Origin of the sequence: Acinetobacter sp. NEB 394 (genome assembly GCF_013374795.1) — a bacterium.
GTDB lineage: Bacteria > Pseudomonadota > Gammaproteobacteria > Pseudomonadales > Moraxellaceae > Acinetobacter > Acinetobacter johnsonii.
On sequence record NZ_CP055277.1, the window covers coordinates 978,860 to 1,004,823 of the forward strand.

General features: G+C 42.5%; 31 protein-coding genes. 26 read left to right on the top strand and 5 right to left on the bottom strand.

The window, feature by feature from the left end; translation table 11 throughout:
• The first annotated feature begins 47 nt into the window (after positions 1-47).
• From raiA to hisG, 4 genes are all read left to right on the top strand, one after another.
• Positions 48-380 carry a ribosome-associated translation inhibitor RaiA gene (gene raiA, locus HUK62_RS04505; protein WP_004695021.1) on the top strand — a complete coding sequence of 111 codons (333 nt, stop codon included), beginning with the start codon at positions 48-50 and terminating at the stop codon, positions 378-380.
• A 137-nt stretch (positions 381-517) separates the two neighbouring features.
• Positions 518-769, top strand: a complete 252-nt coding sequence (gene ibaG / locus HUK62_RS04510) for a BolA family iron metabolism protein IbaG (protein WP_004695019.1) — start codon at positions 518-520, stop codon at positions 767-769.
• 6 nt (positions 770-775) lie between these two features.
• Positions 776-2,035 (top strand): UDP-N-acetylglucosamine 1-carboxyvinyltransferase, encoded by a 1,260-nt coding sequence (gene murA / locus HUK62_RS04515; protein ID WP_005400214.1) that lies wholly within the window; start codon positions 776-778, stop codon positions 2,033-2,035.
• Positions 2,032-2,733: an ATP phosphoribosyltransferase gene (gene hisG, locus HUK62_RS04520; protein ID WP_004695017.1), complete on the top strand. Its 702-nt coding sequence runs from the start codon at positions 2,032-2,034 to the stop codon at positions 2,731-2,733. Before murA ends, hisG begins: the two co-directional genes overlap by 4 nt.
• 73 nt (positions 2,734-2,806) lie before the next feature.
• Here hisG and HUK62_RS04525 read toward each other — a convergent pair whose 3' ends face one another.
• Positions 2,807-3,151, bottom strand: a complete 345-nt coding sequence (locus tag HUK62_RS04525; protein WP_176537197.1) for a nuclear transport factor 2 family protein — start codon at positions 3,149-3,151, stop codon at positions 2,807-2,809.
• A 175-nt stretch (positions 3,152-3,326) separates the two neighbouring features.
• Here HUK62_RS04525 and hisD point away from each other — a divergent pair, with 175 nt between their 5' ends.
• Together hisD and hisC are read left to right on the top strand one after the other, a co-directional pair.
• Entirely contained in the window at positions 3,327-4,628 is a 1,302-nt protein-coding gene (gene hisD / locus HUK62_RS04530) for a histidinol dehydrogenase (protein ID WP_176538447.1), read from the top strand.
• A gap of 174 nt (positions 4,629-4,802) precedes the next feature.
• Entirely contained in the window at positions 4,803-5,894 is a 1,092-nt protein-coding gene (hisC, locus tag HUK62_RS04535) for a histidinol-phosphate transaminase (protein WP_176537198.1), read from the top strand.
• 71 nt (positions 5,895-5,965) lie between these two features.
• On the opposite strand, the gene pabB is transcribed toward hisC, so the two are convergent.
• Positions 5,966-7,315, bottom strand: coding sequence for an aminodeoxychorismate synthase component I (gene pabB / locus HUK62_RS04540; protein WP_176537199.1), 1,350 nt, complete (start codon positions 7,313-7,315; stop codon positions 5,966-5,968).
• Between the two features lie 277 nt (positions 7,316-7,592).
• Between pabB and HUK62_RS04545 the strand changes: the two genes are divergently transcribed.
• On the top strand, positions 7,593-7,928 hold the full coding sequence (locus tag HUK62_RS04545) for a hypothetical protein (protein ID WP_228723733.1): 336 nt from the start codon (positions 7,593-7,595) through the stop codon (positions 7,926-7,928).
• Between the two features lie 59 nt (positions 7,929-7,987).
• On the opposite strand, the gene HUK62_RS04550 is transcribed toward HUK62_RS04545, so the two are convergent.
• Positions 7,988-8,536: an NUDIX hydrolase gene (locus tag HUK62_RS04550; RefSeq protein WP_176537200.1), complete on the bottom strand. Its 549-nt coding sequence runs from the start codon at positions 8,534-8,536 to the stop codon at positions 7,988-7,990.
• Positions 8,537-8,659: 123 nt separating this feature from the next.
• On the opposite strand from HUK62_RS04550, the gene HUK62_RS04555 reads away from it, so the two are divergent.
• From HUK62_RS04555 to HUK62_RS04595, 9 genes are all read left to right on the top strand, one after another.
• Positions 8,660-9,262: a CoA pyrophosphatase gene (locus HUK62_RS04555; protein WP_176537201.1), complete on the top strand. Its 603-nt coding sequence runs from the start codon at positions 8,660-8,662 to the stop codon at positions 9,260-9,262.
• 23 nt (positions 9,263-9,285) lie between these two features.
• Positions 9,286-9,816 carry a gamma carbonic anhydrase family protein gene (locus tag HUK62_RS04560; RefSeq protein ID WP_010325976.1) on the top strand — a complete coding sequence of 177 codons (531 nt, stop codon included), beginning with the start codon at positions 9,286-9,288 and terminating at the stop codon, positions 9,814-9,816.
• Positions 9,817-9,945: 129 nt separating this feature from the next.
• A complete protein-coding gene (gene tsaB / locus HUK62_RS04565) occupies positions 9,946-10,611 on the top strand; it encodes a tRNA (adenosine(37)-N6)-threonylcarbamoyltransferase complex dimerization subunit type 1 TsaB (protein WP_176537202.1) in 666 nt (221 codons plus the stop codon).
• Between the two features lie 12 nt (positions 10,612-10,623).
• A complete protein-coding gene (locus tag HUK62_RS04570; protein WP_176537203.1) occupies positions 10,624-11,448 on the top strand; it encodes an undecaprenyl-diphosphate phosphatase in 825 nt (274 codons plus the stop codon).
• Positions 11,449-11,453: 5 nt separating this feature from the next.
• Positions 11,454-12,260, top strand: a complete 807-nt coding sequence (locus HUK62_RS04575) for a class I SAM-dependent methyltransferase (RefSeq protein ID WP_176537204.1) — start codon at positions 11,454-11,456, stop codon at positions 12,258-12,260.
• 123 nt (positions 12,261-12,383) lie between these two features.
• Positions 12,384-13,760 carry a C13 family peptidase gene (locus HUK62_RS04580; RefSeq protein ID WP_176537205.1) on the top strand — a complete coding sequence of 459 codons (1,377 nt, stop codon included), beginning with the start codon at positions 12,384-12,386 and terminating at the stop codon, positions 13,758-13,760.
• Between the two features lie 23 nt (positions 13,761-13,783).
• The gene (gene fghA, locus HUK62_RS04585; RefSeq protein ID WP_176537206.1) at positions 13,784-14,620 is read left to right on the top strand and encodes an S-formylglutathione hydrolase; all 837 of its coding nucleotides are present in this window, start codon (positions 13,784-13,786) and stop codon (positions 14,618-14,620) included.
• 126 nt (positions 14,621-14,746) lie between these two features.
• A complete protein-coding gene (locus HUK62_RS04590) occupies positions 14,747-15,856 on the top strand; it encodes a YjgN family protein (RefSeq protein ID WP_176537207.1) in 1,110 nt (369 codons plus the stop codon).
• A 10-nt stretch (positions 15,857-15,866) separates the two neighbouring features.
• Entirely contained in the window at positions 15,867-16,922 is a 1,056-nt protein-coding gene (locus HUK62_RS04595) for a M48 family metallopeptidase (protein WP_159128049.1), read from the top strand.
• Between the two features lie 17 nt (positions 16,923-16,939).
• On the opposite strand, the gene HUK62_RS04600 is transcribed toward HUK62_RS04595, so the two are convergent.
• Positions 16,940-17,215, bottom strand: coding sequence for a DUF2218 domain-containing protein (locus HUK62_RS04600; protein ID WP_004984216.1), 276 nt, complete (start codon positions 17,213-17,215; stop codon positions 16,940-16,942).
• A 178-nt stretch (positions 17,216-17,393) separates the two neighbouring features.
• On the opposite strand from HUK62_RS04600, the gene rpe reads away from it, so the two are divergent.
• The 9 genes from rpe (at position 17,394) to HUK62_RS04645 (ending at position 24,331) form a co-directional block, all read left to right on the top strand.
• Positions 17,394-18,080: a ribulose-phosphate 3-epimerase gene (gene rpe, locus HUK62_RS04605; RefSeq protein WP_004694978.1), complete on the top strand. Its 687-nt coding sequence runs from the start codon at positions 17,394-17,396 to the stop codon at positions 18,078-18,080.
• A gap of 431 nt (positions 18,081-18,511) precedes the next feature.
• A complete protein-coding gene (locus tag HUK62_RS04610; protein WP_176537208.1) occupies positions 18,512-18,985 on the top strand; it encodes a hypothetical protein in 474 nt (157 codons plus the stop codon).
• Positions 18,986-19,030: 45 nt separating this feature from the next.
• Entirely contained in the window at positions 19,031-20,899 is a 1,869-nt protein-coding gene (locus tag HUK62_RS04615; protein ID WP_176537209.1) for a copper resistance system multicopper oxidase, read from the top strand.
• Positions 20,886-21,179, top strand: coding sequence for a hypothetical protein (locus HUK62_RS04620; RefSeq protein ID WP_176537210.1), 294 nt, complete (start codon positions 20,886-20,888; stop codon positions 21,177-21,179). The genes HUK62_RS04615 and HUK62_RS04620 overlap by 14 nt, the downstream gene beginning before the upstream one ends.
• Positions 21,166-22,086: a copper resistance protein B gene (locus HUK62_RS04625; RefSeq protein ID WP_176537211.1), complete on the top strand. Its 921-nt coding sequence runs from the start codon at positions 21,166-21,168 to the stop codon at positions 22,084-22,086. The genes HUK62_RS04620 and HUK62_RS04625 overlap by 14 nt, the downstream gene beginning before the upstream one ends.
• A gap of 233 nt (positions 22,087-22,319) precedes the next feature.
• Positions 22,320-22,637 carry a quaternary ammonium compound efflux SMR transporter SugE gene (sugE, locus tag HUK62_RS04630; protein WP_005400191.1) on the top strand — a complete coding sequence of 106 codons (318 nt, stop codon included), beginning with the start codon at positions 22,320-22,322 and terminating at the stop codon, positions 22,635-22,637.
• Between the two features lie 82 nt (positions 22,638-22,719).
• Positions 22,720-23,037, top strand: coding sequence for a quaternary ammonium compound efflux SMR transporter SugE (gene sugE / locus HUK62_RS04635; protein WP_010325989.1), 318 nt, complete (start codon positions 22,720-22,722; stop codon positions 23,035-23,037).
• A gap of 33 nt (positions 23,038-23,070) precedes the next feature.
• Positions 23,071-23,556 (top strand): methylated-DNA--[protein]-cysteine S-methyltransferase, encoded by a 486-nt coding sequence (locus tag HUK62_RS04640; RefSeq protein ID WP_176537212.1) that lies wholly within the window; start codon positions 23,071-23,073, stop codon positions 23,554-23,556.
• Between the two features lie 121 nt (positions 23,557-23,677).
• Positions 23,678-24,331, top strand: coding sequence for a nuclease-related domain-containing protein (locus HUK62_RS04645; protein WP_227556829.1), 654 nt, complete (start codon positions 23,678-23,680; stop codon positions 24,329-24,331).
• Between the two features lie 117 nt (positions 24,332-24,448).
• Here the strand turns inward: HUK62_RS04645 and HUK62_RS04650 are convergent, their stop codons facing one another.
• Positions 24,449-25,216 (bottom strand): hydroxymethylpyrimidine/phosphomethylpyrimidine kinase, encoded by a 768-nt coding sequence (locus HUK62_RS04650; protein ID WP_176537214.1) that lies wholly within the window; start codon positions 25,214-25,216, stop codon positions 24,449-24,451.
• A 93-nt stretch (positions 25,217-25,309) separates the two neighbouring features.
• Between HUK62_RS04650 and HUK62_RS04655 the strand changes: the two genes are divergently transcribed.
• Positions 25,310-25,954 (top strand): HAD-IA family hydrolase, encoded by a 645-nt coding sequence (locus tag HUK62_RS04655; protein WP_176537215.1) that lies wholly within the window; start codon positions 25,310-25,312, stop codon positions 25,952-25,954.
• The last annotated feature ends 10 nt before the right edge of the window (positions 25,955-25,964 follow it).

Sequence of the window (25,964 nt, forward strand, 5' to 3'; positions counted from 1 at the left end):
GTTTTGGCTTTTCCTCATTAATCCTAATGAAGGTGAGGGATAGATATATGCAAATAACAATTCGTGGACATCATTTGAGTATTACCCCAGCTATTGAAGATACCATTCGCTGCAAATTTGCAGAAATGACCAAGCATATTGATCAGGTAAACAGTATGCAGGTGAAGTTAACCAAGGATCATCAGGTCGATAAACATACTAAAAAAGGCAGTAGCAATCATATTGCAGAAGCAATTATCCGTTTACCGGGCATTGAATTTTTTGCTCAGGCTTCAGCAGATGATATGTATACGTCGATTAAAAAATTATCAGAAAAACTAAAAAGACAGCTCGATAAGCACCGTAAAATGCAGCAGGTTTACCAACCGATCGCCATTTAGTTTGATTTTTATGCAAAAAGAGGTTTTTTTAAAACCTCTTTTTTTATATATAAAGTGTGCGGGTTTATGATTTATTTTTCAGATTTATAGTAAAATGGCAGGTTTTTACACCGTTGGTCCTATAAGAGGTCTTTGTGATGAATAGTGAACAGCTCACTGAAATTTTAAAAGCTGCTTTTCCTGAAGCTGAAGTTGCAGTTAGTGGGCAAGGCGGAAAGTTTGACTTACGTATTGTCGACGACCAATTCGAAGGCAAACGTCCTGTTGCACGTCAGCAAGCTGTTTATGCACCATTAAATTCTTATATCGCAAGTGGCGAAGTGCATGCGGTGACTATTCGTGCAATGACTAAAGAAGAATGGCGTAAAGCAAGCTTATTCGGAGCTTAAAATTAGATGGATAAATTTTTAATTCAAGGTGGCACTAAGCTCGAAGGCGAAGTTCGTATTTCGGGTGCTAAAAATGCTGCCTTGCCGTTGCTTGCAGCAATGATTTTGCCTGAAACCCCAACCAAGCTCACCAACGTGCCGCATTTAAAAGATGTCAATACTTTGGTGCAGTTGATTGGTGGTCTAGGCATTACCATGACCTACGAAGGCGACACGGTTACTGCGGATACCTCAACACTGGACAATCAGTTTGCACCGTATGAGTTGGTGAAAACCATGCGTGCATCTATTTTAGTGCTCGGTCCATTGGTGGCGCGCTATGGTAGTGCAAAAGTGTCTTTGCCGGGTGGATGTGCGATTGGCTCGCGCCCAGTCGATCAACACTTAAAAGCTTTAGAAGCTTTAGGTGCAGAGATTGAAGTTGAAGCGGGTTATGTACATGCTAAAGTTGATGGCCGTCTGAAAGGTGGCGAAGTTATTTTTGATATGGTGACCGTGGGTGGTACCGAAAATATCTTAATGGCTGCGGCATTGGCAGAAGGCGTGACTACGATTCGTAATGCGGCACGTGAACCTGAAATTACGGACCTTGCGAAAATGTTGATCGCGATGGGTGCAAAAATTGAAGGTTTAGATACTGATACCTTAGTGGTAACAGGTGTTGAAAAACTACATGGCTGTGAATACGCTGTAGTTGCTGACCGTATTGAAACGGGTTCGTATTTGGCTGCTGCGGCCATTACCGGTGGTCGTGTAAAAACCACACATACTGATCCAACATTGATGGAATCAGTTTTAGAAAAGTTTGAAGAAATGGGCGCGGAAGTGACCCGTGGTGATGATTGGATTGAACTGGATATGATGGGTAAACGCCCGAAAGCAGTCAGCTTCCAAACGCTACCACATCCTGACTTCCCAACTGATATGCAAGCACAGATTATGGCAGTTAATGCGATTGGTCGTGGTTTTGCTACTATTTCTGAAACGATTTTTGAAAACCGTTTTATGCACGTACCTGAATTGTCACGTATGGGTGCCAATATTCAGGTCGAAGGTAATGATGCTGTCGTGACGGGTGTAGAGAAACTTTCTGCAGCACCTGTGATGGCAACAGATTTACGCGCTTCTTTCTCGCTGGTGCTAGCTGCACTTGCTGCGGATGGTGAGACGCTGATTGATCGTATCTATCATATTGACCGCGGTTATGAAGATGTCGAAGCGAAATTACAAGGTATAGGCGCCCAAATTAAGCGAGTAAGTTCATGAGCGATATGAGAAACGATGATCCAAATTTTGACGTAATGGGCAATTTTGATCATGGTTTAACATTGGCATTGAGTAAAGGTCGTATTTTAAAAGAAACCCTGCCTTTACTTGAAACGGCTGGAATTAACTTACTGGAAGATCCTGATAAATCACGTAAGTTAATTTTCCCAACCACCCATAAACAAGTCCGTATTTTAATTTTACGTGCTTCTGACGTACCCACCTATGTGGAAAATGGTGCGGCTGATATTGGTGTTGCGGGCAAAGACGTGCTTATGGAACATGGCGCGCAAAACGTTTATGAACCGCTCGATCTAAAAATCGCAGTATGTAAACTGATGACCGCGGGCAAAGTCGGCATGGAGCGTCCAAAAGGACGTTTAAAAATTGCCACCAAATACGTAAACTTAACCCGTCAGTACTATGCAAGCTTAGGTGAGCAAGTCGATGTGATTAAGTTGTATGGTTCAATGGAACTTGCACCGTTGGTGGGTTTAGGTGATTACATTGTTGACGTGGTCGATACGGGGAATACTTTACGTGCCAATGGTTTAGAACCTTTGGAAGAAATTTGTAAAGTGTCTTCGCGTTTGATCGTGAACAAGGCAAGTTTCAAACGTAAGCAAGCCTTGTTAAACCCAATTCTTGCACAGTTAGAAACAGCAGTTGCTGAACGTGAAGCGTTAAAAAACCAATAAGTTGATCTTTTTTGTTTAAAAAAACCGCTATCGATGATGGCGGTTTTTTTGTACCTGCTCATTTTTAATTTTTCTATTGGATTGAAATACAATAGGATTGAACCTGAACCAGTTGATTTAAAGTATTAAACGTATAGACATCACAAGCAGAAATTCGGGATGTCTGCTGGGTGTTATGAAATTGCGCTGCACCTTGAACAATCACATGATGACCCGTTTGATGAATTGCTTGAATATGGAACTCATGCGCGACCGTCGTAAAATAATGCTCGATAGACTGGCAATGCTTCAGCACTTGATCAAAACCTGACAGCTGTTGTTCACCTACAATTTCCCATGTAATGGTTTGTGAAAAATGCTGTTGGATTCGACTAAATTGCCCCGTTGAAAAGTAGGTGGCTATGTCCGTAAGGGTCATCTCGTTTTGCCTGTTTTTTAGTCATGTTTAATAATTCTAGTTTAAAAATCATGATCACATTCATTTCCCGATGAAGTTAAAAGTAATTTTTCATTACACTCCGTGTTTAGCTGGAGGATTGTTGCCCACAAAATACAGGAAACAAGGTAAACTAAAGCTTCCCTTTATTTTCATTGTGGATAAATTGATGCGACGTTTATCGACTCAAGATCAGAACTTTAAACAAGTCTTTGCTGATTTGTTGGCTTTTGAAACCGTGAGTGACCCAGAACTTTTAAAAACCGTAGATCAAATCATCGCTGATGTTCGTCAGCATGGTAATGCTCATGTTCTTAAACTCACTCAACAGTTCGATCGACATCCCGCGCATCAATTCTCAGATTTAGAACTGACCCAAGAACAATTAAAAACCGCTTTTGAGGGTTTGAGTACTGAAGTCCGCGAGGCGTTAGAGCTTGCTGCAAACCGTATTCGTGAGTTTCACCAAGCGCAAAAACAAGAAGGATGGACCTATGTGGATGCCTTGGGGAACACACTTGGGCAAAAAGTAACGCCTTTAGATCGCGTTGGTATTTATGTACCTGGCGGTTTGGCATCTTATCCGTCTTCTGTGTTAATGAACGCTGTGCCTGCGCATGTGGCAGGTGTACCTGAAATTATTATGGTGGTGCCTGCACCGAATGGTGAGTTGAATCCTTTGGTATTAGCAGCTGCTTATTTGGCTGGTGTCAGCCGTGTCTTTACCATTGGTGGGGCACAAGCGGTTGCGGCTTTAGCCTATGGTACAGAAACGATTCCGGCGGTGGATAAGATTACAGGACCGGGCAACCGTTTTGTCGCGGCTGCGAAACGTGCAGTATTCGGACAAGTCGGTATCGACATGATTGCAGGGCCGTCTGAAATTTTAGTTTATGCCGAAGGCGCGAATAACGCACAGTGGCTGGCAATGGATTTATTGTCCCAAGCTGAACACGATACTGTGGCACAAGCAGTGTTTATTACACCAGATGAACAGTTATTAAATGAAGTAGAGTTGGCTATTGAAGCGCATTTACAAGCTTTACCTAAGGCGGAGATTGCGCGTACTTCAATTGCCAATCGTGGCGCGTTAGTGCTTGTGAAAGACCGCGCTGAAGCAGTTGAGCTGATTAATCAAGTTGCCCCTGAGCATTTAGAGCTTTGCTTAGATGAAGCACAGGAAATGGCTGAAGATATTCGCCATGCAGGCGCAATCTTTATGGGGCGTTATACTCCAGAGGCAATCGGCGACTATTGTGCAGGGCCCAACCACGTTTTGCCAACTTCAGGTACGGCACGCTTTTCCTCGCCGCTGGGTGTATATGATTTCCAAAAGCGTTCAAGTTTGATTATGTGCTCTGAGCAAGGTGTGAAAACTTTGGCGAAAACTGCAGATATCTTAGCGCAACAAGAAAACTTAGATGCGCATGCGCGTTCGGCACGTTATCGTTATCAATAATATAAATTTAGATCCCTCATTTGTTCAGTAATGAATGTTCCTCTCCCTATGGGGGAGGTTAGGAGAGGGGAAAATATTTAATTCAGTTTGGGACATCATAAACCTCTCCCAAACCCTCTCCTAGAAGGAGAGGGCTTATATAAAAGTAAGTTGAGTGCCTAAATGAGATAGACAATGTTTAACATTACTACAGAACAAATGCGTTTTTGGAGTCCTGAAGTACGTGAATTAGAACCGTATGTGCCAGGTGAACAACCGAAAATTCAAAATTTATTGAAGCTCAATACCAACGAAAATCCATATCCACCCTCACCAAAAGTGGTGGAGGCTGTTCAAGCAGTTTTGGAAAACTCTGCAGATGTATTGCGTTTATATCCAGATCCAGATGCTTCTGCGTTAAAGCAGGCGATTGCGAAACAACAAAATGTTGCGGTTGAAAATATTTTTGTCGGCAATGGTTCAGATGAAGTCTTAGCTCATATTTTTAAAGCATTTTTTGTGCAAGAGCTGCCTGTACTTTACCCCGATATTACCTATAGCTTCTATCCTGTTTATAGCCAATTTTTTGGGGTCAAAACCAAAATTTTACCACTCAATGATGACTTTGAAATTGTGGTGGATGACTATAAACAAGCCAATGGCGGCATTATTATCACCAATCCAAATGCACCAACCAGTATTGATATTGGTTTAGCTGCAATAGAAGCAGTGCTTCAGGCCAATCCAAATTCAGTGGTGGTCATTGATGAAGCTTATGTAGACTTTGGTGCTGAATCGGCAGTCAGTTTGGTGGAAAAATATGAGAACTTGGTGGTGTGCCAAACCACGTCTAAGTCTCGCTCACTGGCGGGTTTACGTGTTGGTTTTGCGATTGCTCAACCGCATTTGATTGCGGCACTTGAAGCGGTGAAGAATAGTTTTAATTCTTATCCGATGGACCGTTTTGCGATAGCCGCTGCGGTCGCTTCATTTGAAGATCAAGCTTATTTCGAAGCGCAAAATCAAAAAGTGATTCAAAGCCGTGAACATTTAGTTGAACAATTGACCGCACTGGGCTTTAACGTTTTGCCATCAAGTGCCAACTTTATCTTTGCATCATTGCCTAGCAAAGATGCAGGTGAGTTAGCGGCTGAATTACGTGAACAAGGCATTATTGTGCGTTATTTCAATAAACCGCGGATTAACCAATTTTTACGTATCACGGTTGGAACTGATGAACAAAATCAACGCTTAGCCGATACATTGAAAAATGATATTTTAAAATAAACTTTCAACAGTTTTGATCTTTGAAAAGTGAACCTTCACTGATGTGAAGGTTCACTTTTTTATTTTGGCGGCTATTCAGTGTCCGTTTGTACAAAGGTATTGAGTAAATTAAGCAGTGCTGAGACCTTGTCAAAACATTCTTGGTATTCAGCCTCACACTCTGATGCAATGGTAATTCCACCGCCAGCCCAAAGCGAAACCTCATCTTGGAATTTTTGAATAGAACGAATCAGAATGTTCCAAGAACCAGTACCATCGAAATTAAAATAACCCATTGAGCCACAGTACGCTCCGCGTGGTGCTCCTTCGAGTTCTTCAATAATCTGCATCGCTCGAATTTTAGGCGCGCCTGTAATAGACCCGCCAGGTAGCGCAGAGAGCAGCACATGAAAGGGATGAACTTCTGCTTTAAGTGTTGCTTCGACTTCGCTGACCATATGATGGACTTGATTAAAGCTTTCAATATTAAACAGTTTAGGTGTTTTGACTGAGCCCGTTTCTGCATAAACACTCAAGTCATTACGCAGTAGATCAACAATCATCACATTTTCAGCTTGATCTTTTTCCGAAGCCATTAAGCGTTGTTTAGATTGTTCATCTAAGACTGGATCTGCATAGCGCGGCATGGTGCCTTTAATCGGCTTAGTGATGATTTTACGATGGGTTTGAAAATCAATAAACAACTCGGGTGAACAGCTTAAGAGCTCAAAATCATCGATACGGAGATAGCCCGAGTAAGGTGCATCGGTCAATTGCCAAAATGCCTCGACCACACTTAGGAGTTGACCGTGTGCTTTGGCGGTAAACTCTTGTGTGAGATTGATTTGATAACAATCCCCAGCTTTGATGTATTCCTGTACTTGTTGAAAGGCTTGCTTGTATTGATTTTTAGTCCAGCGTGCTTGGCAGATCGACCCGAGTTGGAGTGGATGAGTTAAGGCCGATGGCTGTAATAAATACGATTCAATTTTGCGATAAATGCGTTCAGCTTGTAAATCACTACTGCAAAATAGCCAACCTGTATCAGTCCATTGTAGATAACTGCTGTATAAACCTAAAAATAGGCTTGGCTGTGACTTAATTTGAACCGGAACGTGTTGCTGGACGGCATAATCATAACTGACGAATCCAATGAGTCCGCCACTAAAAGATGCTTCTTTTTGTTCTGAGCTTGGCTGAATATTACTGGAAATGTCTATTTCTTCGTCATCACGGATATAACAAAAATCCTGTGTGCGTTGAAAGAAAAAGTGCTGGTTTTTTCGAAAAACTTGGTAACGTTCAGGTAAAAAAGCAATGACGGGTGCATCGACATTTTGTAAATAGACTAACTGTGTGAGCTCATTCAACGCCTGTAGTATATGAGATACAGAGAGGGTTGAATCACAAATTATCTTTTTAAATGATTGGCTTAGAGTCATGCTAACGCAAATAGGATCAAAAAATTCAGGCTATTTTACCGCATTGTGCGTGTACGCATAGAGGAAATACCGTTTATCGGTAAGCTATGGATTGCGACCAACAGCAGTTGATCAAAAAATCACTCAGATATAACGTAGTTCAGGCAATAAAGTCACTCAAGGATAGGTGTTAATACTGCGACAAAATAAAAAAACAGTAACTAACACCGAGTGATCGATATCACAAAAATAAAGCTCTTAGGAGACTTCAAATAAAGCGGTAACCTTCCGTATCCTCTTGGCAAATCCTATCTTTGATAAAATTGATGGCGCAGTTATTGGCGCAAATACCAATATTGTGAGTGATGTGAATAGTGAAGGAAAACAGACCTCTACAGTGATTGGTGGGGCACGCGTTAATCTCGGTAATTTATTGTCTGCCAATGTTAATGAAAGTGCTTATATTTCCCTCAGTGATTTTTCTGGTGCAGGGGTAAAGTGGACCAATATCTATAAGGCGTATTTGAGTAACTATTATGAAAAAAATAGCATTGCCAATCAAGCAGCCGCAGACTTCCGTGAAGGCGAAGTTTCAATTGAAATTGCTGATTGCTATAAAGTGTTAGCAAAATAATATCGTTGTAAACACAAAAAAGCCCATCATCGATGGGCTTTTTTTGATATTAGGCAACATTAACCTGTATGATCTAAGCGTGTACCTAGGGTTTCGAGATGAAGATTAAATTGATTACTTTTACGGTCGGCAAAATAGTGACGTAAGGTATGTTCGACACTTGGAAAAGCCAGTTCTGACCAAGGAATTTCATCTTCTTCAAATAAACGACATTCAATGCTTTCCTCGCCAGCACCAAATTTTCCATCCACTAAGTTCGCTTTAAAGAGGACATAAATTTGACCAATACGCGGAATATTGTACATACAATACAGCTGTTCAATTTCAACTTCCGCTTCTGCTTCTTCACGGGTTTCACGTGCAGCACCTTGTTCCATGGTTTCAAACAATTCCATGTAACCTGCTGGCAATGTCCATAATCCATAACGCGGTTCAATGGCGCGGCGGCATAACAAGACTTTATTTTCCCAAAGTGCAAGTGCCCCACAAATCACTTTAGGATTCACATAATGAATAGAACGACATGAGGTGCAAACACGACGTAATTGATGGTCGCCAAGCGGGATTTGTTCTGCTGTTTTTTGTCCGCAATTGCTGCAAAAGTCCATATTCATCATCAATGATAAAGTTCAGACTCAGCATAACTTAAAAATTAAATTTTGGCATCATTTCTCTTTTTTCAGTATCAAATTCAGCTATGATGAAAAAAAGAATGATGGGGACGACGTTCAATGGATGAACATTCATTAACACGCATGCTGCAGCAACAGTTACGGTTTTCAAGCAAAATTAAATCGGCAGATGCAGCTGTGTTAATCGCGATCACCAATGAAGACAATCCCAAAGTTTTACTGACCCGCCGCTCTGTTTACCTATCTAATCATGCTGGTGAAGTGTCTTTTCCTGGCGGAAAAAGAGATCCGCAAGATACCAGTAATATCGTGGTTGCCTTGCGTGAAGCTTATGAAGAGACCGCATTGAATCCTTTTGATGTACAGCTGCTCGGTGATTTGCCGATGCAAAAGGCCCGTAATGGCATGTTGGTCAAACCTGTGGTTGGGCTGATTCCGCCTGAAGTTGAACTGGTTGCCCAGCCGACAGAAATTGATCGTATTTTCTTTGCATCACTCAAACAGCTGATGGAAGTGCCTGCGGTACCTTATGAAGTTCGTTTTGCCTATCAATCTCTCTATTTTCCTAGTATGCGGGTAGAAAATGAAATTATTTGGGGGCTGACAGCACGGATGCTGGTTACATTATTTCAATATGGTTTGGGTTACCATAAAGATTGGCCATTTTTAGTCAATTCACCGACATTTCGGTTATCCAAGTAAGTTTAATATTTTAAGGAAGAGATATGCTGTACAAATTTAAAGGTCATGCCCCACAAGCGATGCATCAACCATGGAATGGCTGGGTTGCGGAAAATGCCACAGTCATCGGTCAAGTCGAATTGGGGCAGCAAGTCAGTATTTGGTTTGGAGCAGTCGTACGTGCAGACAATTGCAAAATTCGTTTAGGTGACTTTACCAATATTCAGGAAAATGCGGTTTTACATACCGATGCTGGGATTGAAATGAATATTGGCAATTATGTCACGATTGGGCATCAAGCTATGTTGCATGGTTGCACCGTGGGGGATAACAGTCTGATTGGGATTAATGCCGTAGTTTTAAACAATGCCATGATTGGTAAAAATTGTATTATTGGCGCAAATGCACTGATTCCGGAAGGTAAAGTCATTCCAGATAATTCTCTGGTTATGGGCTCACCGGGTAAAGTCGTCAAAACTTTGGATGAAACGGCTGAAGCTCGTTTGAAAATGAGTGCACTACATTATGCAGAACACTTTAAACAATTTATCGATTTAGAGCCAGCACAGTTATAAGCTTATTTTTTCCCATCCAGCCTAGATTTTTCTAGGCTTTTTTAGCTCTGTTCCGAGAACATCTCGCCTAGTGCTTTTGAGTGGAGTATCATAGCCACGTTTTTATAGATTAAATCATTAAGGTTGTGCATGAAAGTGCTGGCATTGGAATCTGCAAATGAGCAGTGTTCCGTCTCTATTGTAGATGAAAATCAAGAACTTTTTTTCCAATTGGATACGCGCGCAAAAGCACAAACGCAAACGATTCTACCAATGATTGAACAAGGGTTTTTACAGTTGGATATAAAGACAGAAGATTTGTCTTGTATCGCTTTTAGCCGTGGTCCCGGTTCTTTTAGCGGCGTTCGTATTAATGCTGCCGTGACTCAAGCTTTGGCATGGTCGAATGATTTGCCTGTGATTCCTGTTTCAACCTTACAAGCACTCGCACAAGCTGGACATCGTGTGCATGGTCTAACCACAGTCACAGCAGTTTTAGACGCTCGTATGAGTGAAGTCTATATTGCAAGTTTTCAATTAGATGCAGATGGCATCATGCAAGCCGTCGATGAAGAGCAGCTTTTAAGCTATGCCGCGGCTACTGAATGTACACCGTTTATTTTAGTCGGTTCAGGCGCAACCTTAATTGATCCATCACAAATACAATACAAAGATTTAAGTGCAACTGCGCAAGATATTGCCACAATTGCGCGCAAGAATGCACAGCAACAACACTGGGTGAGTGCTGAACTTGCACTTCCAGTTTATTTACGTGATAACGCTTGGAAAAAAATCCCGGAACAGGGCAAAGCATAATTAGGGTTTTTTATGGATCTTTTACTGCTGCTCAAAGCGGCAATTATGGGTATTGTTGAAGGTATTACTGAATTCTTACCCATTTCGAGTACTGGACATTTAATTTTAGCTTCAGAACTCATGAATTTCTGGACCAAAGAAAAAAGTGATGTCTTTGTGATCGCCATTCAAATGGGGGCAATTGCAGCCGTCATTTATGAATATTGGGCACGTTTGTGGGGAGCAGCAACGGGGATTTTTAGTGGTGAACCCCAAGGTCGCCGTCTTGGGATTGGGCTAATTTTAGCGTCGATTCCTATTGTGCTGATTGGTCTGACATTTGGTCAAACGGTGAAAGAGCTTTTATTTAATGATATTGCCATTGCCATCGGCTTGATTGTAGGTGGCTTGATTATTATTTGGATTGAAAAGCATCCACCACAAGAGCGCGTCCATGAAGTTGAAGACCTGAGTGTGAAAGATGCGATTTGGATTGGTCTGATTCAAGTGTTGTCTTTAATTCCAGGGACATCACGTTCGGGGGCAACCATTATTGGCGCGATGTTCATGGGCGTTTCGCGTAAAGCGGCGACTGAGTTTTCATTCTTCTTGGGTATTCCTGTCATTATTGGTGCGGGTCTGTTAGATTTGTATCAAAGTGCGCATGTGTTTGACGGACAACAAGATTGGATCGTATTGGCAACAGGCATTATTGTTTCTTTTGTTTCGGCTTTACTGTTGATTCGTGCTTTAGTCGCTTATGTGGCGAAGCGTGATTTTATGATTTTTGCATGGTACCGCATTGCTTCAGGCTTAGTGATTCTATTATTTGCCTTTACGGGTTGGAAGCTATGGTAAGCCCAATGCGCTTATATGTGGAACAAGAGCACTTAGAAAAAGCACAGCACTATGTTGCTGTGCTTTTTTCTCGTGGTGTCGAGGTCAGTATTGAAGTTGCCGAAAAGTTAAATGCACGTTTCTTCCGATTTCATCCTGAACTGGGTTTGTGTGCCGATGCCGATGGGCTTTGGCTGTGTGCTAATGGCATGAAAATGCAGCCGGATTGGAAAGCTGAAGTTCCACGTTTAAAGCGTGCGTCGTTAAAGTCTGAAATGATTGCTCGTGCTTGCCACTTGACTGAAAAACCTATGCTCATTGATGCAACGGCAGGGCTTGGGCATGACTCACTGCTCATGGCACATTTGGGAGCCAATGTCACTTTGGTAGAACGCCATCCCATTTTATTTACCTTGCTAGAGTCAAGTAAGGAACAGGCTTTACAGGATGCATTCTTAAACCCTGTGGTGACTCGAATTGACTTAGTTTTTTCAGATTCCGCACAGTATTTGCAGCAACAAGCAGAGCAGGGCAATACGGTCGATGTGGTTTATCTAGATCCGATGTTTCCACAACGTGATCAAAATCAGCAAGCGGTGAAAAAACAGGCGCAAGTGAAAAAGCAAATGCAGCTTTTACATATGTTACTGCCTGAAGATGGTGAAATGGATTTGGGTGATAATCTGCTTGGCTTAGCGCAAAAAGTGGCAAAACGGGTGGTGGTCAAACGTCCTCGCTTGGCCGTATTTTTGGCAAATCAAGAAACCACTCATCAGTGGCTGGGTGATGCATGCCGTTTTGATGCCTATTTTCAGCATGAACGCTTAGACTGAAGTGGAAGATTGCTTCAAAAGTATGCAAAGATTTGTTATATAGTTAAAAACATCATTGATAAAATGCTGATCAAGCATAAACTTAGTGTGTCCCTACGCAAGTCACAATTTAATTAGAATCTTATGATCGACTTCAAACCCTCCATCAATTTTTGGCATGATTTTAAAAGCAACCAAACTGCGGGGATGTGGTTGTTTCTAGGTTCACGACGCTCTTTGCAAATTGTCCATCCTTCGATTATGCAGCTCATCTTCTGGGGGATTTTAGGTGGCTCAGCCAATACTTTATTTAGCTGGTTGAGCGCAGGAGAGATCGGTGACTTTAACCCACAAGGTTTGGTCAGTTACGCACTTTGGCCTTTCATTGCCCTGATTGTCGGGATTTTTCTGTCTCAACGGGTGAATAATCCGCGTTTGATGTTGGTGCCAGCACTCCTTTGGTTGGTGTTGGATACGCATATCGCGTTATTACAAAGTTTTATCCAATATTTAGGCATGATTGATGTCCTGCCGTATTTCTTCTACGACTACCTGCCGAATGTGTTCATGGTACTGTTTGTTTGGCAGAGTTTGGCGGTGGTGTGGGTGTTTTCACGTGAGCTGAAATGGCCTTGGTGGGAGCGTGCTCTGATTGTCTTGGCTACGCTGTTTACCCTTGTGGTTTGGCAAATGTCAGTGACCAGTCAGCCGATTTGGAAAGTAGAAGAAACGCCACCAACCTTTGCAGAAGATGCCTTTTATGCACAAAGTCGTTTACTGAATAAAGCACTAGAGTCTGTGCAATATGGTGAATTTGCCCAGTCACATTGGTATTTCCTTGGTGTGGCGGGAGCGAGTTATCAAGATGTATTCCGTTCGGAAGTTGAGCGAATCAAAGAACAGTTCGACACGCGTTTTGGTACGTTGGGCCGTTCGATGATGTTGGTGAATAACCCTGCTACACGAACAGAAATTCCGATTGCCTCTAAACACAGTATTGAAATGGCGCTGCGTCGTATGGGACAGCAGATGAACCGTGAAAGCGATGTGTTATTTTTATATATGACTTCGCATGGTTTACCGAACCAGTTCGAAATGGAAAATGCACCTTTAGACTTAACTCAGGTCGACCCGAAATGGTTACGCGAAACCTTAGATGCATCGGGCATTCGCTGGCGTGTGATTGTTATTTCATCGTGTTTCTCTGGAAGCTTTGTACCAGCACTCCAAAATGACAATACTTTGATCATTACCGCTTCGGCCGCAGACCGCCAGTCTTTTGGGTGTACCAATGAAGCAGATTATACTTATTTTGGTCGGGCGTTTTTCGATCAAGCAATGCGTGAACAAAACAGTATAGAAACTGCTTTTAGCCAAGCACAAAAGACTGTGAGCCAATGGGAAACAGCACAAGGTTTTGAACCGTCTGAACCACAGTGGTCGATGGGTAAAAATATGGAGCTGATGCTTCCACAACTTGAACAGCGCTTGTTTCCACCTAAAGCTGTTACTACCCCTTAATTTGGATCTAAAAAGGAACCCTGATGGAATTAGTACAATCTAACCGTAGTTTTGATGGTGAACAGCGTATTTACCGATTTAATTCCATCAGCCTTCAAGGCGAGAGCAAGTTTGGTATTTATTTACCGGCTCAAGCGTTAGCGGGGCAAGCGTGTCCAACATTATTTTATTTGGCAGGTTTAACCTGTACCGAAGAAACCTTTGCCATTAAAGCGCACGCACAGCGTTTAGCAGCACAGTTAGGTCTGATTTTGGTAACGCCTGATACTTCTCCTCGTGGTGAACAGGTTGTGCAAGGTGATCATTGGGATATTGGGCAAGGGGCAGGTTTTTATATCAATGCCACCCAAGCGCCGTGGGCCAAGCATTTCCAGATGGAAAGCTATGTCGCTGAAGAGTTATATGATTTAGTGATTCAGCAATTTGCTGTACAAGCAGAGCGTATTGGTATTTTCGGGCACAGCATGGGCGGTCATGGCGCTTTAACTTTGGCCTTGAAACATCCTGAGAAGTTTAAGTCGGTGTCTGCATTTGCTCCGATTTGTGCACCAAGCCAATGTCCTTGGGGAGAAAAAGCGTTTTCAAATTATTTAGGTTCAGATCAAGCTGAGTGGCTGAAACATGATGCAACCGCTTTGATCCAAACAAAAATAGCCCCTTTTGCCGATATTTTAATTGACCAGGGTTTGAGTGATCAGTTTTATAGCCAGCTCAATCCTGCATTATTTCAGCAAGCCTGTCAGGCTGCGGGCCAGCCACTGACGCTTCGCGAACATGCAGGCTATGACCATGGTTATTACTTTATTCAAAGTTTTATTGATGATCACCTGCAGTTTCATGCCGTACAGCTCGAATCTTAAATCTTGATTTGTCATATTTATTCTTAATTTTTGACTGGAAATCATCCAGCACTGGCATTAACATGGTTGGGTGATTGATTTTTTGTTCTTAAAAAATAAAACAGTAAAATAATAGATAGGGTATACATGCAAAATTCAGAGGCATCTTTGCCACCTGTAGAGGCTTCTTTTGAAGCAAGCTGGCCACCTCCACCAGCCGTTCCCACGGATGAGCCAAACGCCTATTTGGGACAGACCTTTCGTTTCCAATTCCGTGGTAATGCCCGAGAGTACTTTGGCATTTGGATTGTGAATATCTTATTGACCATTGTTACCTTCAGTTTATATGCACCTTGGGCGAAGGTTAGACGCTTACGCTATTTTTATGGCAACACGGTGTTTTATCGCCGCAAGTTTGATTTTACGGGTGTACCTACACGTATCCTGATTGGTCGAATTATTGCTTTGGGGGTGTACTTTGGCGCTTCAGCTTTGGCTCAGGTATCTTGGCAAGCTTCTTTAATTGGTTTCCTCATCATCTTTTTATTGGTTCCGTGGTTGGTGCGTTCAACCATTCGTTTCCGAGCGCGGAACAGTAAATTTGGCAATAGCCGCTTTTATTTTACAGGCACGACCAAAGAAGCCTATATCTTGGCGCTGAAAGGCATTTTGGTTTACATCTTTACTCTCGGGATCTTTTTCCCAGTGCTATTTTGGTATTTTAAAAAATACACGCTGGATAATTTACAACTCGGGCAGTTACGTTTTGAGCTACATGCCGATTGGCCTGACTATATGCGTGCCATGTACGTCCCTGTGTTTTTGTTTATTGGAATCGTCTTTGTTTTAGGATTATTCGTTGCCTTCACTCTTCAAGTTGGGAGCAGTTCTCCAACCCAGTTTGGGATTATTGTGGCGGTGATTTATATGATTGCTGCTTTTATGATTTGGCCGTTGATGATGGCTCGTATTTTTATTACGACATGGAATAAAGCCACGTTAGGGCGTAGTCCTTTCCAAACGGACTGTGGTCAGATGCATTATGCATGGATCGTGATGACCAACTGGATTTTAAAAATCCTCTCGCTTGGTTTGTTGTCGGCATGGGCCGCAGTACGTTTATATCAGTATCAAATTGAGTCATTAACTTTAACCCTAAAAAATGATCCAGATCGTATGTACAATTTGGCTCAAGATGACCCGAATGCTATTGCTGAAGAGCTGAGTGATATTTTTGACATCGATATTTCGCTGTAACGAGGCTTAAATGCAGGAACAAAACATCACCTTTTATGATGGGCAGATTTCTAAGCCTTATCCAGCCACGATTGCACCGATAGATAGCGAAACGGTGTTGATCTGTTATAACCAGCAGCAACGTCGTTATTACTATGCCGATATGCAGTTGATTGGGGCATTGGGGCAGATTCAACCTGTGATTGAGTTGAAAGATGATGCACGGATTGAATTTCCACAAGCATTGCCTGACTGGTTTGAGCTGAACAAAAAGCATGTACAGCATTCGATTTGGAAATTAGAGCGTTCACCAAGTCTCATCTTATTTAGTGTGGTGTTTGTTGCCGCTTTTATCTTTGCCATTTTAAGATGGGGTATCCCAAGCGCAGCACATTATGTCGCGATGCAACTACCTGCCGATACCATCTATAAACTCGGCGATGAAGCGCAAGAACAAGTGTTTAAGCTGACGGGACCTTCGACTATCCCCCTTGCGCGTCAAAAACAAATCATACAAAGCTATCAAGACCTTGTTGCGAATGGGCAACCTGCCAAAGTACTGTTTCGTGCAGGTGGACAAATTGGAACGAATGCTTTAGCGCTGCCAAACAACACCATTATTTTGACCGATGAACTGGTTAATTTAGCCAAAGATGATCATGAAATTATTGGGGTTTTAGCACATGAGCAAGGGCACTTGGTCGAGCGACATAGCTTACAGCAAGCCTTATCCAGTTTAGGTTTTAGTGTGCTGTTGATTGCGGTGACGGGGGACAGTTCGGCCTTATTTACAACTTTGCCTGTGGCTTTGGTTGGTGCCAGTTATTCACGCAATTTTGAAAGTGATGCGGACTTGTATGCCATGCATGTCTTGGATAAAAACCAGATTTCAAGCTTACATTTAGCGAATTTCTTGGCACGTATGGAAGCCGATGCACGTGCCGAAGAGGAAGAAAAGCAGCCGCAAGGGAAGTCTGAAGAAGAGGAGGAAGGTGGCATTGGTTCATTCTTCCAAAGTCACCCTGCGACCCAAGAGCGTATTGCGGCTATTCGCCAATTTAACCAACAGCAACGCTTATCAAACTAATTCATTCAGCCGCTGACTTAAACTTGTGTCCATGTTGCTGTGAGGGGCGTTTGTCCCATACGGATCAGGTGATCTAAAACTACGTGTTCTAAGTGACTCAATTTTTCTTCACTCGCCTCAATGCTGACATGTAAATGTTCGGCTTGAGGACTTAAAAGGACCCGTGCTTCAGGCATGATAATGGTAAAACTACTGGGTTCTTGTTCGATTTCAAACTTATGTTTCCAATGATTCACCAGTCGTTTTGCAATTCGAGCCGCATCTGTCGTGACAATATCCGCAGTACTTTTCATATTTACCTCGTCGATTGATCACTTACCATAGCAGTTTCAAGCCAAATGAAAAGTTGAATGTTGCAACGTTACGTTGCAAATTTAGAAAGCTTAACGCTTTCTTTTTTCACAAGTCCCAGTTCAAAAGCTGAATTTGCTATAATGCCTTTATTCCCTTTTGTATAAGCCAGGTACACGCATGTCCAAGCCTTATTTAATTGCACCATCTATTCTCTCTGCTGACTTTGCTCGTTTAGGTGAAGACGTTGAACATGTACTTGCAGCAGGTGCAGACGTGGTTCACTTTGATGTGATGGATAACCACTATGTGCCAAACCTGACTTTTGGTGCGGGTATTTGTAAGGCCCTCAAGAACTACGGCATCAAAGCCCCGATTGATGTGCATTTGATGGTTAAACCTGTCGATCGCATGATTGGTGACTTCCTAGAAGCAGGCGCGGACATTATTACCTTTCATCCAGAAGCCTCTGACCATATCGACCGTTCTTTACAGTTGATTAAATCAGGCGGTGCAAAAGCTGGTTTGGTCTTTAACCCAGCAACGCCGCTCCATTATTTAGATTATGTGCTCGATAAAGTCGATCAAATTTTGTTGATGAGTGTGAACCCAGGTTTCGGCGGTCAAAAGTTTATTCCGATGACTTTAGATAAACTACGTGAAGCGCGCAAAATTATTGATGCTTCAGGGCGTGATATTCGTTTAGAAGTGGATGGTGGTGTGTCACCTGCAAATATTCGCGAGATTGCGGAAGCGGGTGCAGATATGTTTGTTGCGGGTTCAGCTATTTTTGGAAAACCAGATTATAAAGCTGTGATTGATGATATGCGTGCAGAGCTTGCAAAAGTGGGTGCGGTAAAGGTTTAAGCTCATAGGTATAAATGCTATACGTCCTGTGGATAACTTTATGGATAAACTGGTGGATATCTATGTTGATAACGATATGGATAACTTGATTAATATTCAAACGTTTACACAGCAATGGTTTAGTATTTAGACGTTAAATGTATAAAAAGGACTCATTTTAGTCCTTTTTTATGGTGTGAAAGCCTGATTCTTACTGATGCTTTATTCATCTGTGCTTAAAAATGGCCCTGTTTAAAAAATAACTTTATTGTTTAAGTCTGCTAAGGTGCTAAACCGTCGCAGCAATTGAATTTAAATTTATAAACTTGTGTATAAACTATTCTTTGCTTATCCTGTAGATTGGGATCAGCAACAAAAAGTCAGGCATTTACATGCACAGAGCGTTTTGTTGCGTTGAAATATCATTCTTCACTGACTAAATAGGATTGATTGTGCGTTCATTGCTCAAGACACATTCTTGGTTTGTCTTACTCATTACCTTGGTAATGGGGTGGAGTGGTATTGCCCAAGCTTCGGCAGCGCCGATGCATCAAATGATGCAGCTCAGTATGCAGGCTGCAACCAGTGAGCAAAGTTCAGCGCATGCAACAGGTATGCAAAGCATGCCAGACTGTCATCAAACGAAATCATCGAGTCCAGTCTCTGGACATCAAATGCATATGGCTCAGACTGACATAACAGCGAAGAGCAACTGTCATGCCTCGGATATGCTGCAAAATAAGCAAGTTCAGTGTCAGGAGTGTGCACAGTATCACTGCCAAACAATGCTGACACTTTTAGACGTTGAACCGCTTGCAGTGGTTCAGCTTGAAGCCGCTTTAGTACAATCATCCCCCCATTTTCGTTATCAAGCTCAACATCTAGTGGGCTATTGGCAAGAAATTCTACGTCCTCCTAAAGCCTAATCCTGATTTTTAAAACTTTATTTTTAAAATTATTAGGATTTAGTCATGTCTATTCAATTTAAACAAAGCCTCATCCTTGGGGCATGTCTGATGTCATCTTCTTGGAGCTTTGCCGCAGTCAAAGAATACCAATTGGTGATTGATGAAAGTCCCATCAATTTAACGGGAAAGTCGTTAAAACGCATTAGCGTTAATGGGCAGTTTCCTGCACCTCTGCTTGAGTTTGAGGAAGGCGATGATGCGGTCATTCGTGTTAAAAACAACCTCAAAAAACAAGATTCATCGATCCACTGGCATGGTTTGCTTTTGCCTGGGCTGATGGATGGTGTACCAGGTTTTAACGGTTTTAATGGCATTCAACCGAAGAGCGAATTTGTCTATAAGTTCAAAGTGCGCCAAAGTGGCACCTATTGGTACCATGCGCATTCTAAAGGACAGGAACAAGATGGGCTGTATGGCGCATTGGTTATTTATCCCAAAGACAAAAAGCCTTTAGCTCAGCATGAAAAAGCCGAGCGTGATTATGTGGTGATGCTGTCGGACTTCCATGAGCAGAGCAGTGAACAAATTCAGAAGAATTTGAAAATTTCTGCCGAGTATTATCAAAATCAGCGTGAAACCGTTGGTGATGTGTGGAAGCAAGTGCAACGTGATGGCTTAAAAGCCGCGTGGCAAGACCGTTCCATGTGGAACCAAATGCGCATGCTAAAAACGGATCTGTCGGATGTCACGGGTTATACCTTCCTGATTAATGGTAAAACGCCTGAGCAGAACTGGACAGGTATGTTTAAGCCGAATGAGAAGGTTCGGTTGCGTTTTATCAATGCTTCAGCCATGTCATTTTTTGATATCCGTATTCCTCACTTAAAAATGACGGTAGTCAGTGCAGATGGTCAGCCTGTTAAACCCGTTCCTGTGGATGAGTTTCGGATTGGAACTGCTGAAACTTATGATGTGATTGTGGAACCGAAAGCAGGGCATTATCAAATTGAAGCAGAGTCGATTGACCGTTCAGGCTACGCCATTGGAACTTTACACAATGAGTTGACCCCAATCGCACAGAGCATAGATATGCCTGCGCCACGTCCACGCTCATTGTTGACCATGGAAGATATGGGACACGGCTCAGAACATTCAGGTATGGATCACTCAAAGATGAGTCATGAAGCGATGCCTGCAATGGATCACTCCAAAATGAACCCTGAAGCGATGCCTGAAATGGATCATTCGAAGATGAATCATGCGGCGATGGTTGGTATGGATCATTCAAAGATGAATCATGAGACCATGTCTGAGATGGATCATACACAGATGGGTCATGCGCAACAGAATACGACAGCAATTTCGGTACAGGAAGCTGTTACACCAGTGTATGGGTGGGCGAATGCCTCTACTCCTAAAGGTGATAAGGCATTGCAATATAGCGATCTGAAATCCTTAGAGCCTCAAAAAGATACCCGTGAGGCGACGAGCGAGTTAGTGATTCGTTTGGGTGGAACTATGGAGCGCTATTTGTGGACCATCAATGGGAAAAAATTTAGCGACGCTGAACCGTTGAAAGTGAAGTACGGTGAGCGTATTCGGATCAAATTTATCAATGACAGTATGATGGCGCATCCGATGCATTTGCACGGTATGTTTATGCAACTGGAAAATGGACAAGCCGCCGTGGATATGCCGAATAAGCACACTTTGATTGTGCCACCGGGCAAAACAGTGACTGCTTTACTGACCGCAGATGAGTTAGGCGAATGGGCCATTCACTGTCATCTGCTGTATCACATGAGCTCAGGCATGATGAATAAACTGATTGTGGCCAATGTGAGTGATAGTCAAGTGTCCAGCACCCCAATTCAAGAGCAAAAAACAGCTGCTCAAGCTGAACCAAAAGGAGATGAACATGCGCATCACTAATCTTTTTTCAGGTTTTACTTTAGCTGTTAGTGTCTTATTGAGTTCGTTTGCTATGGCTGCCGAATCTCATGCACAGCATGAAAAACAAAAAGCCAAATCTACAAGCCAAGTTCAGTCCAAAGATATGCCACATGAGCATCATCAGCATAGTGCCGATGAACATGCTCAGATGCTGAAACAGAAAAATGCGGTGGGTCAGCCTTCATCGGAGAAGCAAGCTCAGACTCAACCAAGCAAACAGTCGAAGGCTCAGAAAGGAGATCATCATGCGCACCATTAATCTTTTTTCAAAAAGCATATTGAGTAGTTCTTTCGTGTTGATGAGTGCTGCAACTATGGCGCATGAAGGGCATCATATGCCTGCTGAAGCAAATGCAAATATGTCCATGACCACTGACTCTGTTATGTCACAACATACACAGCATCAGGTGATGACTACTCCAACTCAAGCTGCTCCGCAGTCTAGCGCACAACATGTACAGCATCATGATTCAACAGCACATATGCATGATCACCGCAAAGAGCACGGTGCGCAAATTTATGCGGTCACTACCATTGATAACAAATGGTTGCTAAATGAAGACGGCGATGGCAGTTTAAAGTCTGAGTTTGAAACCCGTATCGGGACAGATGAAAATAAGCTGTTTATCAAAGTACATGCGGATAAGCAGGAATCGCTTAAGGCTGAGTATGATGCCAAAGTGCTGTATAGCCGTATGATTTCAGACTTTTGGGATGTACAGGCGGGTGCACGTTACCGAGCTGAAAAAGTGGAGCATGAACAGCAGGGATGGGATACGGAAGAAAAAGTGGATGGGGTGCTTGGCTTACATGGTTTAGCGCCGTATTTCTTTGAAACTGATGCTTACGTATATGCTGGTGCAGACAACTATGCTGCGTTTAGTTTAGAAACTGAGCGGGACTTGTTACTGACTCAAAAGCTGATTTTCAAGCCTTATTTAGATATGAATATTATTTTCAGTGAAGACACTAAATATGCCAAAAAATCAGGTCTCAGTAGCGCAGCTGTTGGTCTTGAGACACGTTATGAGATCAGCAAAAAAGTCATGCCTTATGTGGACATTGCCTATGAATATAGCAAAGGCAATGAAGCAACGGCTTGGCAAGCTGAAAGTGATGACGAAAAAGGTTGGCAGTATGGAATGGGTCTTCGCTTTAAATTTTAAGTCGGATGTTTAGATTTAAAGAGAATATCTAAGATTGCACCAATGTTGTGCTGAAAGAGTGATCTGCTGGTTCGGGTCACTCTTTTTTGCGCTTTAATGATTTCTAAGTGTGAAAATAATTCATTTTGGTGCGCTCTTTGCTATAATTTGAGGCATATTTAGGAGGAACGACCTCCCTCATATTGAGAAAATTCGTCAGGACGGCCTGACTCTAGTAAAGAGGAGTCAGTAGCATGGCTTGGGTTTTTCTTATCTTTGCGGGTCTGTTTGAAATCGTTTGGGCATATTCAATGAAGCTGTCTGAAGGATTTAGCAAACTTACACCCAGCATCATCACCATTGTGTTCATGATTTTAAGTTTTGGTTTACTGGCCTATGCAATGCGAACATTGCCGCTAGGGACTGCGTATACCATTTGGACTGGAATTGGTGCGATAGGGTCTTTCTTGGTGGGGATTTTTATTTTAGGTGAGCCCGCGACAGCTATGCGGATGTTTGCTGCGGTGCTGATTGTATCGGGCTTGATTTTGATGAAACTCTCATCCAGCTAAATTCATTCAAATATGTAGAGCTTCAAGCGATCCTTCGTTTGAAGCTTTGTTGTTTCTGCTCTATGTAAAAGGTGTGTGACGTATGGCGTGGGTGATTTTAATAGTTGCAGGTTTGCTCGAAGTGGTTTGGGCCTATGCGATGAAAGTCTCAGATGGTTTTACTAAACTGACGCCGAGTATTTTGACTCTTGTATTTATGGTGGCCAGTTTTGCATTGCTGTCTTATGCCATGAAGACCTTACCTTTGGGCACTGCCTATACCGTTTGGACAGGGATCGGCGCGATTGGTTCATTTTTGGTTGGTATTTTGATTTTGGGTGAACCAGCTAATGCCATGCGGATGCTCGCAGCGGTTTTAATCATTTCTGGGCTTGTACTGATGAAACTTTCATCGTCATAATGTTGCATACATAGACAATTTTTGTGGTGAACCATGCGCTTATTTTTTAAATATATGCCATCTCCTGTCGGGGTGCTGAGACTGGTGGCACATGATCAAGCCTTGGTTGCCGTATTGTGGGAAAATGAAAACCCAAAACGGGTACGTTTAGCTGAGCTGATCGAACACAATCAGCATCCGATTCTGCTGGAAACTGAACGACAGTTGAGCGAGTATTTTGCTGCAAAGCGTCAATGTTTTGATTTGCCTTTGGATTTTGCGGGGACAGATTTTCAGAAGCAAGTTTGGCAGGCTTTACTGCAAATTCCGTTTGGTGAAACCCGAAGCTATAAAGATATTGCGCTACAGATTGGTAATGTCAAAGCCGTTCGTGCAGTGGGCGCGGCTAATGGCAAAAATCCAATTTCAATCATTGCGCCGTGCCATCGGGTGGTAGGTGCGAATGGAAAATTGGTCGGCTTTGCAGGTGGTTTGGACAATAAAGATATTTTATTGAAACTTGAGAAAATTGCGAATTAAGATCATTTTTCGGAGTTTTTATGCTCGTATTTTAGTTTAATAATTTTAAAATCAGTACGTTGTCTTTTAATCTATATTCTTTTAAAGAATCGTGTCTTTAACTCAAATAACGATGAATAATATGATAAGTCAAATTGTGGGGAATGTGTTTTCAGAGCTGTGGTGGATGTTGCTGATCTTGTTCGGGATCGGCCTTTTAAAAGCGTTTAAGCCTTATCTGAAAGGAAAATTCGGCGAGTTCGCAGTTCAAGCGCATGTGAAATTATATTTGGATGAACGTTATATTCTAATTAACGATGTGACTTTGCCTGATGAGCAGGGCGGAACGACTCAAATTGACCATATTCTATTGAGCCCTTTTGGCGTTTTTGTGATTGAAACCAAAAACTATAAGGGGTGGATTTTTGGTGGTGAGCGTCAAAAGATGTGGACGCAAAAAATTTATAAAAAGAGCTTTAAATTTCAAAATCCGCTGCATCAAAATTATAAACACGTCAAAGTTTTGCAAAGTGTGTTGCAAGATATTGTTGATGTAGATTATATCCATTCTGCTGTGGTGTTTATGCCTGAATGCGAGTTTAAAACTGCGATGCCCAGTACGGTATTTAAAGGTAAAGCATGGGTCGATTATATTAAGACCTTTGACACAGTGGTGATTCCAGCGATGAAACTGAAACGGATTCAGCTTCGGATCGAAAAAGAAGTGTTAGAGAAGTCATGGAAAACCAACCGTGAGCATGTGGCACATTTAAAACAACGCCATCAAGATGGTTAAATACTCCATTCCAAAGGTGACACATTCATTTTGCACCGAAAATAAAATCTAGAATTTAAAAAAAAGCCAGTCCATTTCTTCATGGACTGGCTTTTACCTTTGCAGTTTTTTTCTAACTTAAAAACGCTTTGGAATTTTTTGACCGCCTTCAACAGGTGTTTCTGCCTGTTTTAATACACCAAAGAGCCAAGTTTCGGCATGATGTACTGCGACTTTAACACTGTCACTTTGCGCCAGACGGCCTGCAATAAAACTTGCCAGTGAGCAACCTGAACCGTGATATTCACCTGCTAAACGCGGGCAGCGAGTTTCAGAAATGAGCTCGCCATTCACAAACAGGGCATTACGAATATAGTCTGGTGTGTCTTCATGACCACCTTTGACCAGTACCGCTTTGGCCCCCATTTCGAACAGTTTTTGTGTCGCGGCGTCTAAGTCGTCGAGACCTGTTAACGCTCGTAGTTCAACTGTATTTGGGGTAATAATGTCCGCCAATGGGATCAGTTCAACAAAGGCTTTGACCAAGGTGGCTTGATCACCCAGTGAACCTCCACTGTTGGCCACCAAAACAGGGTCGAGCACATAATTGTACTCAGGATGTTCACGTAGAAACTCAGCCAGTGCTGCAATATTATCTGTGGTGCCTAACATGCCAGATTTTACGGCTTTAATCGGTAAATCACCGACAACAGCGTGCGCCTGAGCTAACAGCAATTCTTTTGACGTCGCTTCAAAGCCAAACACTTGTTGCGAGTTTTGAACAGTGAGTGCTGTACACGCAATGGCTGCATGCGCACCACTTTGACCAACCGCTTCGATATCGGCCTGTAAACCAGCACCACCTGAAGGGTCTAAACCAGAAAAGCACAGTACGGTTGCGCGCACAGAAATATCCTTGTTGCGAAAATTTGCGATAGTATAGGCAACTTTGGCAGAACTCTCGATAGTATTTTATTTAAAGCTCAAGAAGGATCAGCTGTGATTAAACATATTTTGCTAGATTTAGATGGAACATTAACAGATCCGAAAGTTGGCATTACCGCCAGTGCGCGTTATGGCTTAAACAAAGTCGGACATCCCATTGCTGAAGATCTAAACATTGACTGGATTATTGGGCCACCCCTGAAAGCATCTTTGGCAAAACTCTTAAATGTTACAGTGGACGATGTTTTGGCAGAGCAAGCTTTATTGGGCTATCGTGAGCGTTTTGCGGTGAAAGGTTTATATGAAAACCATTTATTTGCCGATGTTGAACCGACCTTAAAAAAACTGACCGAGCAGGGCTATCACTTGTATTTGGCGACAGCAAAACCAGAAGTCTATGCCCGTCAAATCTTAGAGCATTTCAATTTACTGCAATACTTTGTGCACCCTTATGGCAGTGAGCTGAACGGTGAGCGGACCAATAAGGGAGATTTGATCGCTTATATTTTAGAAAAAGAGCAGTTAAAAGCAGAAGAATGTCTGATGGTTGGTGATCGTGAGCATGACATTTTGGGTGCACGTCGTAACGGTATTGAAACCATTGCGGTGGAATACGGTTATGGTTCTGATCAAGAGTTGACGGAAGCCGCACCTAAAGCACGAATTAAAACCTTTGCCGATATCTTGGACTTGATTTAACGCAGACAGA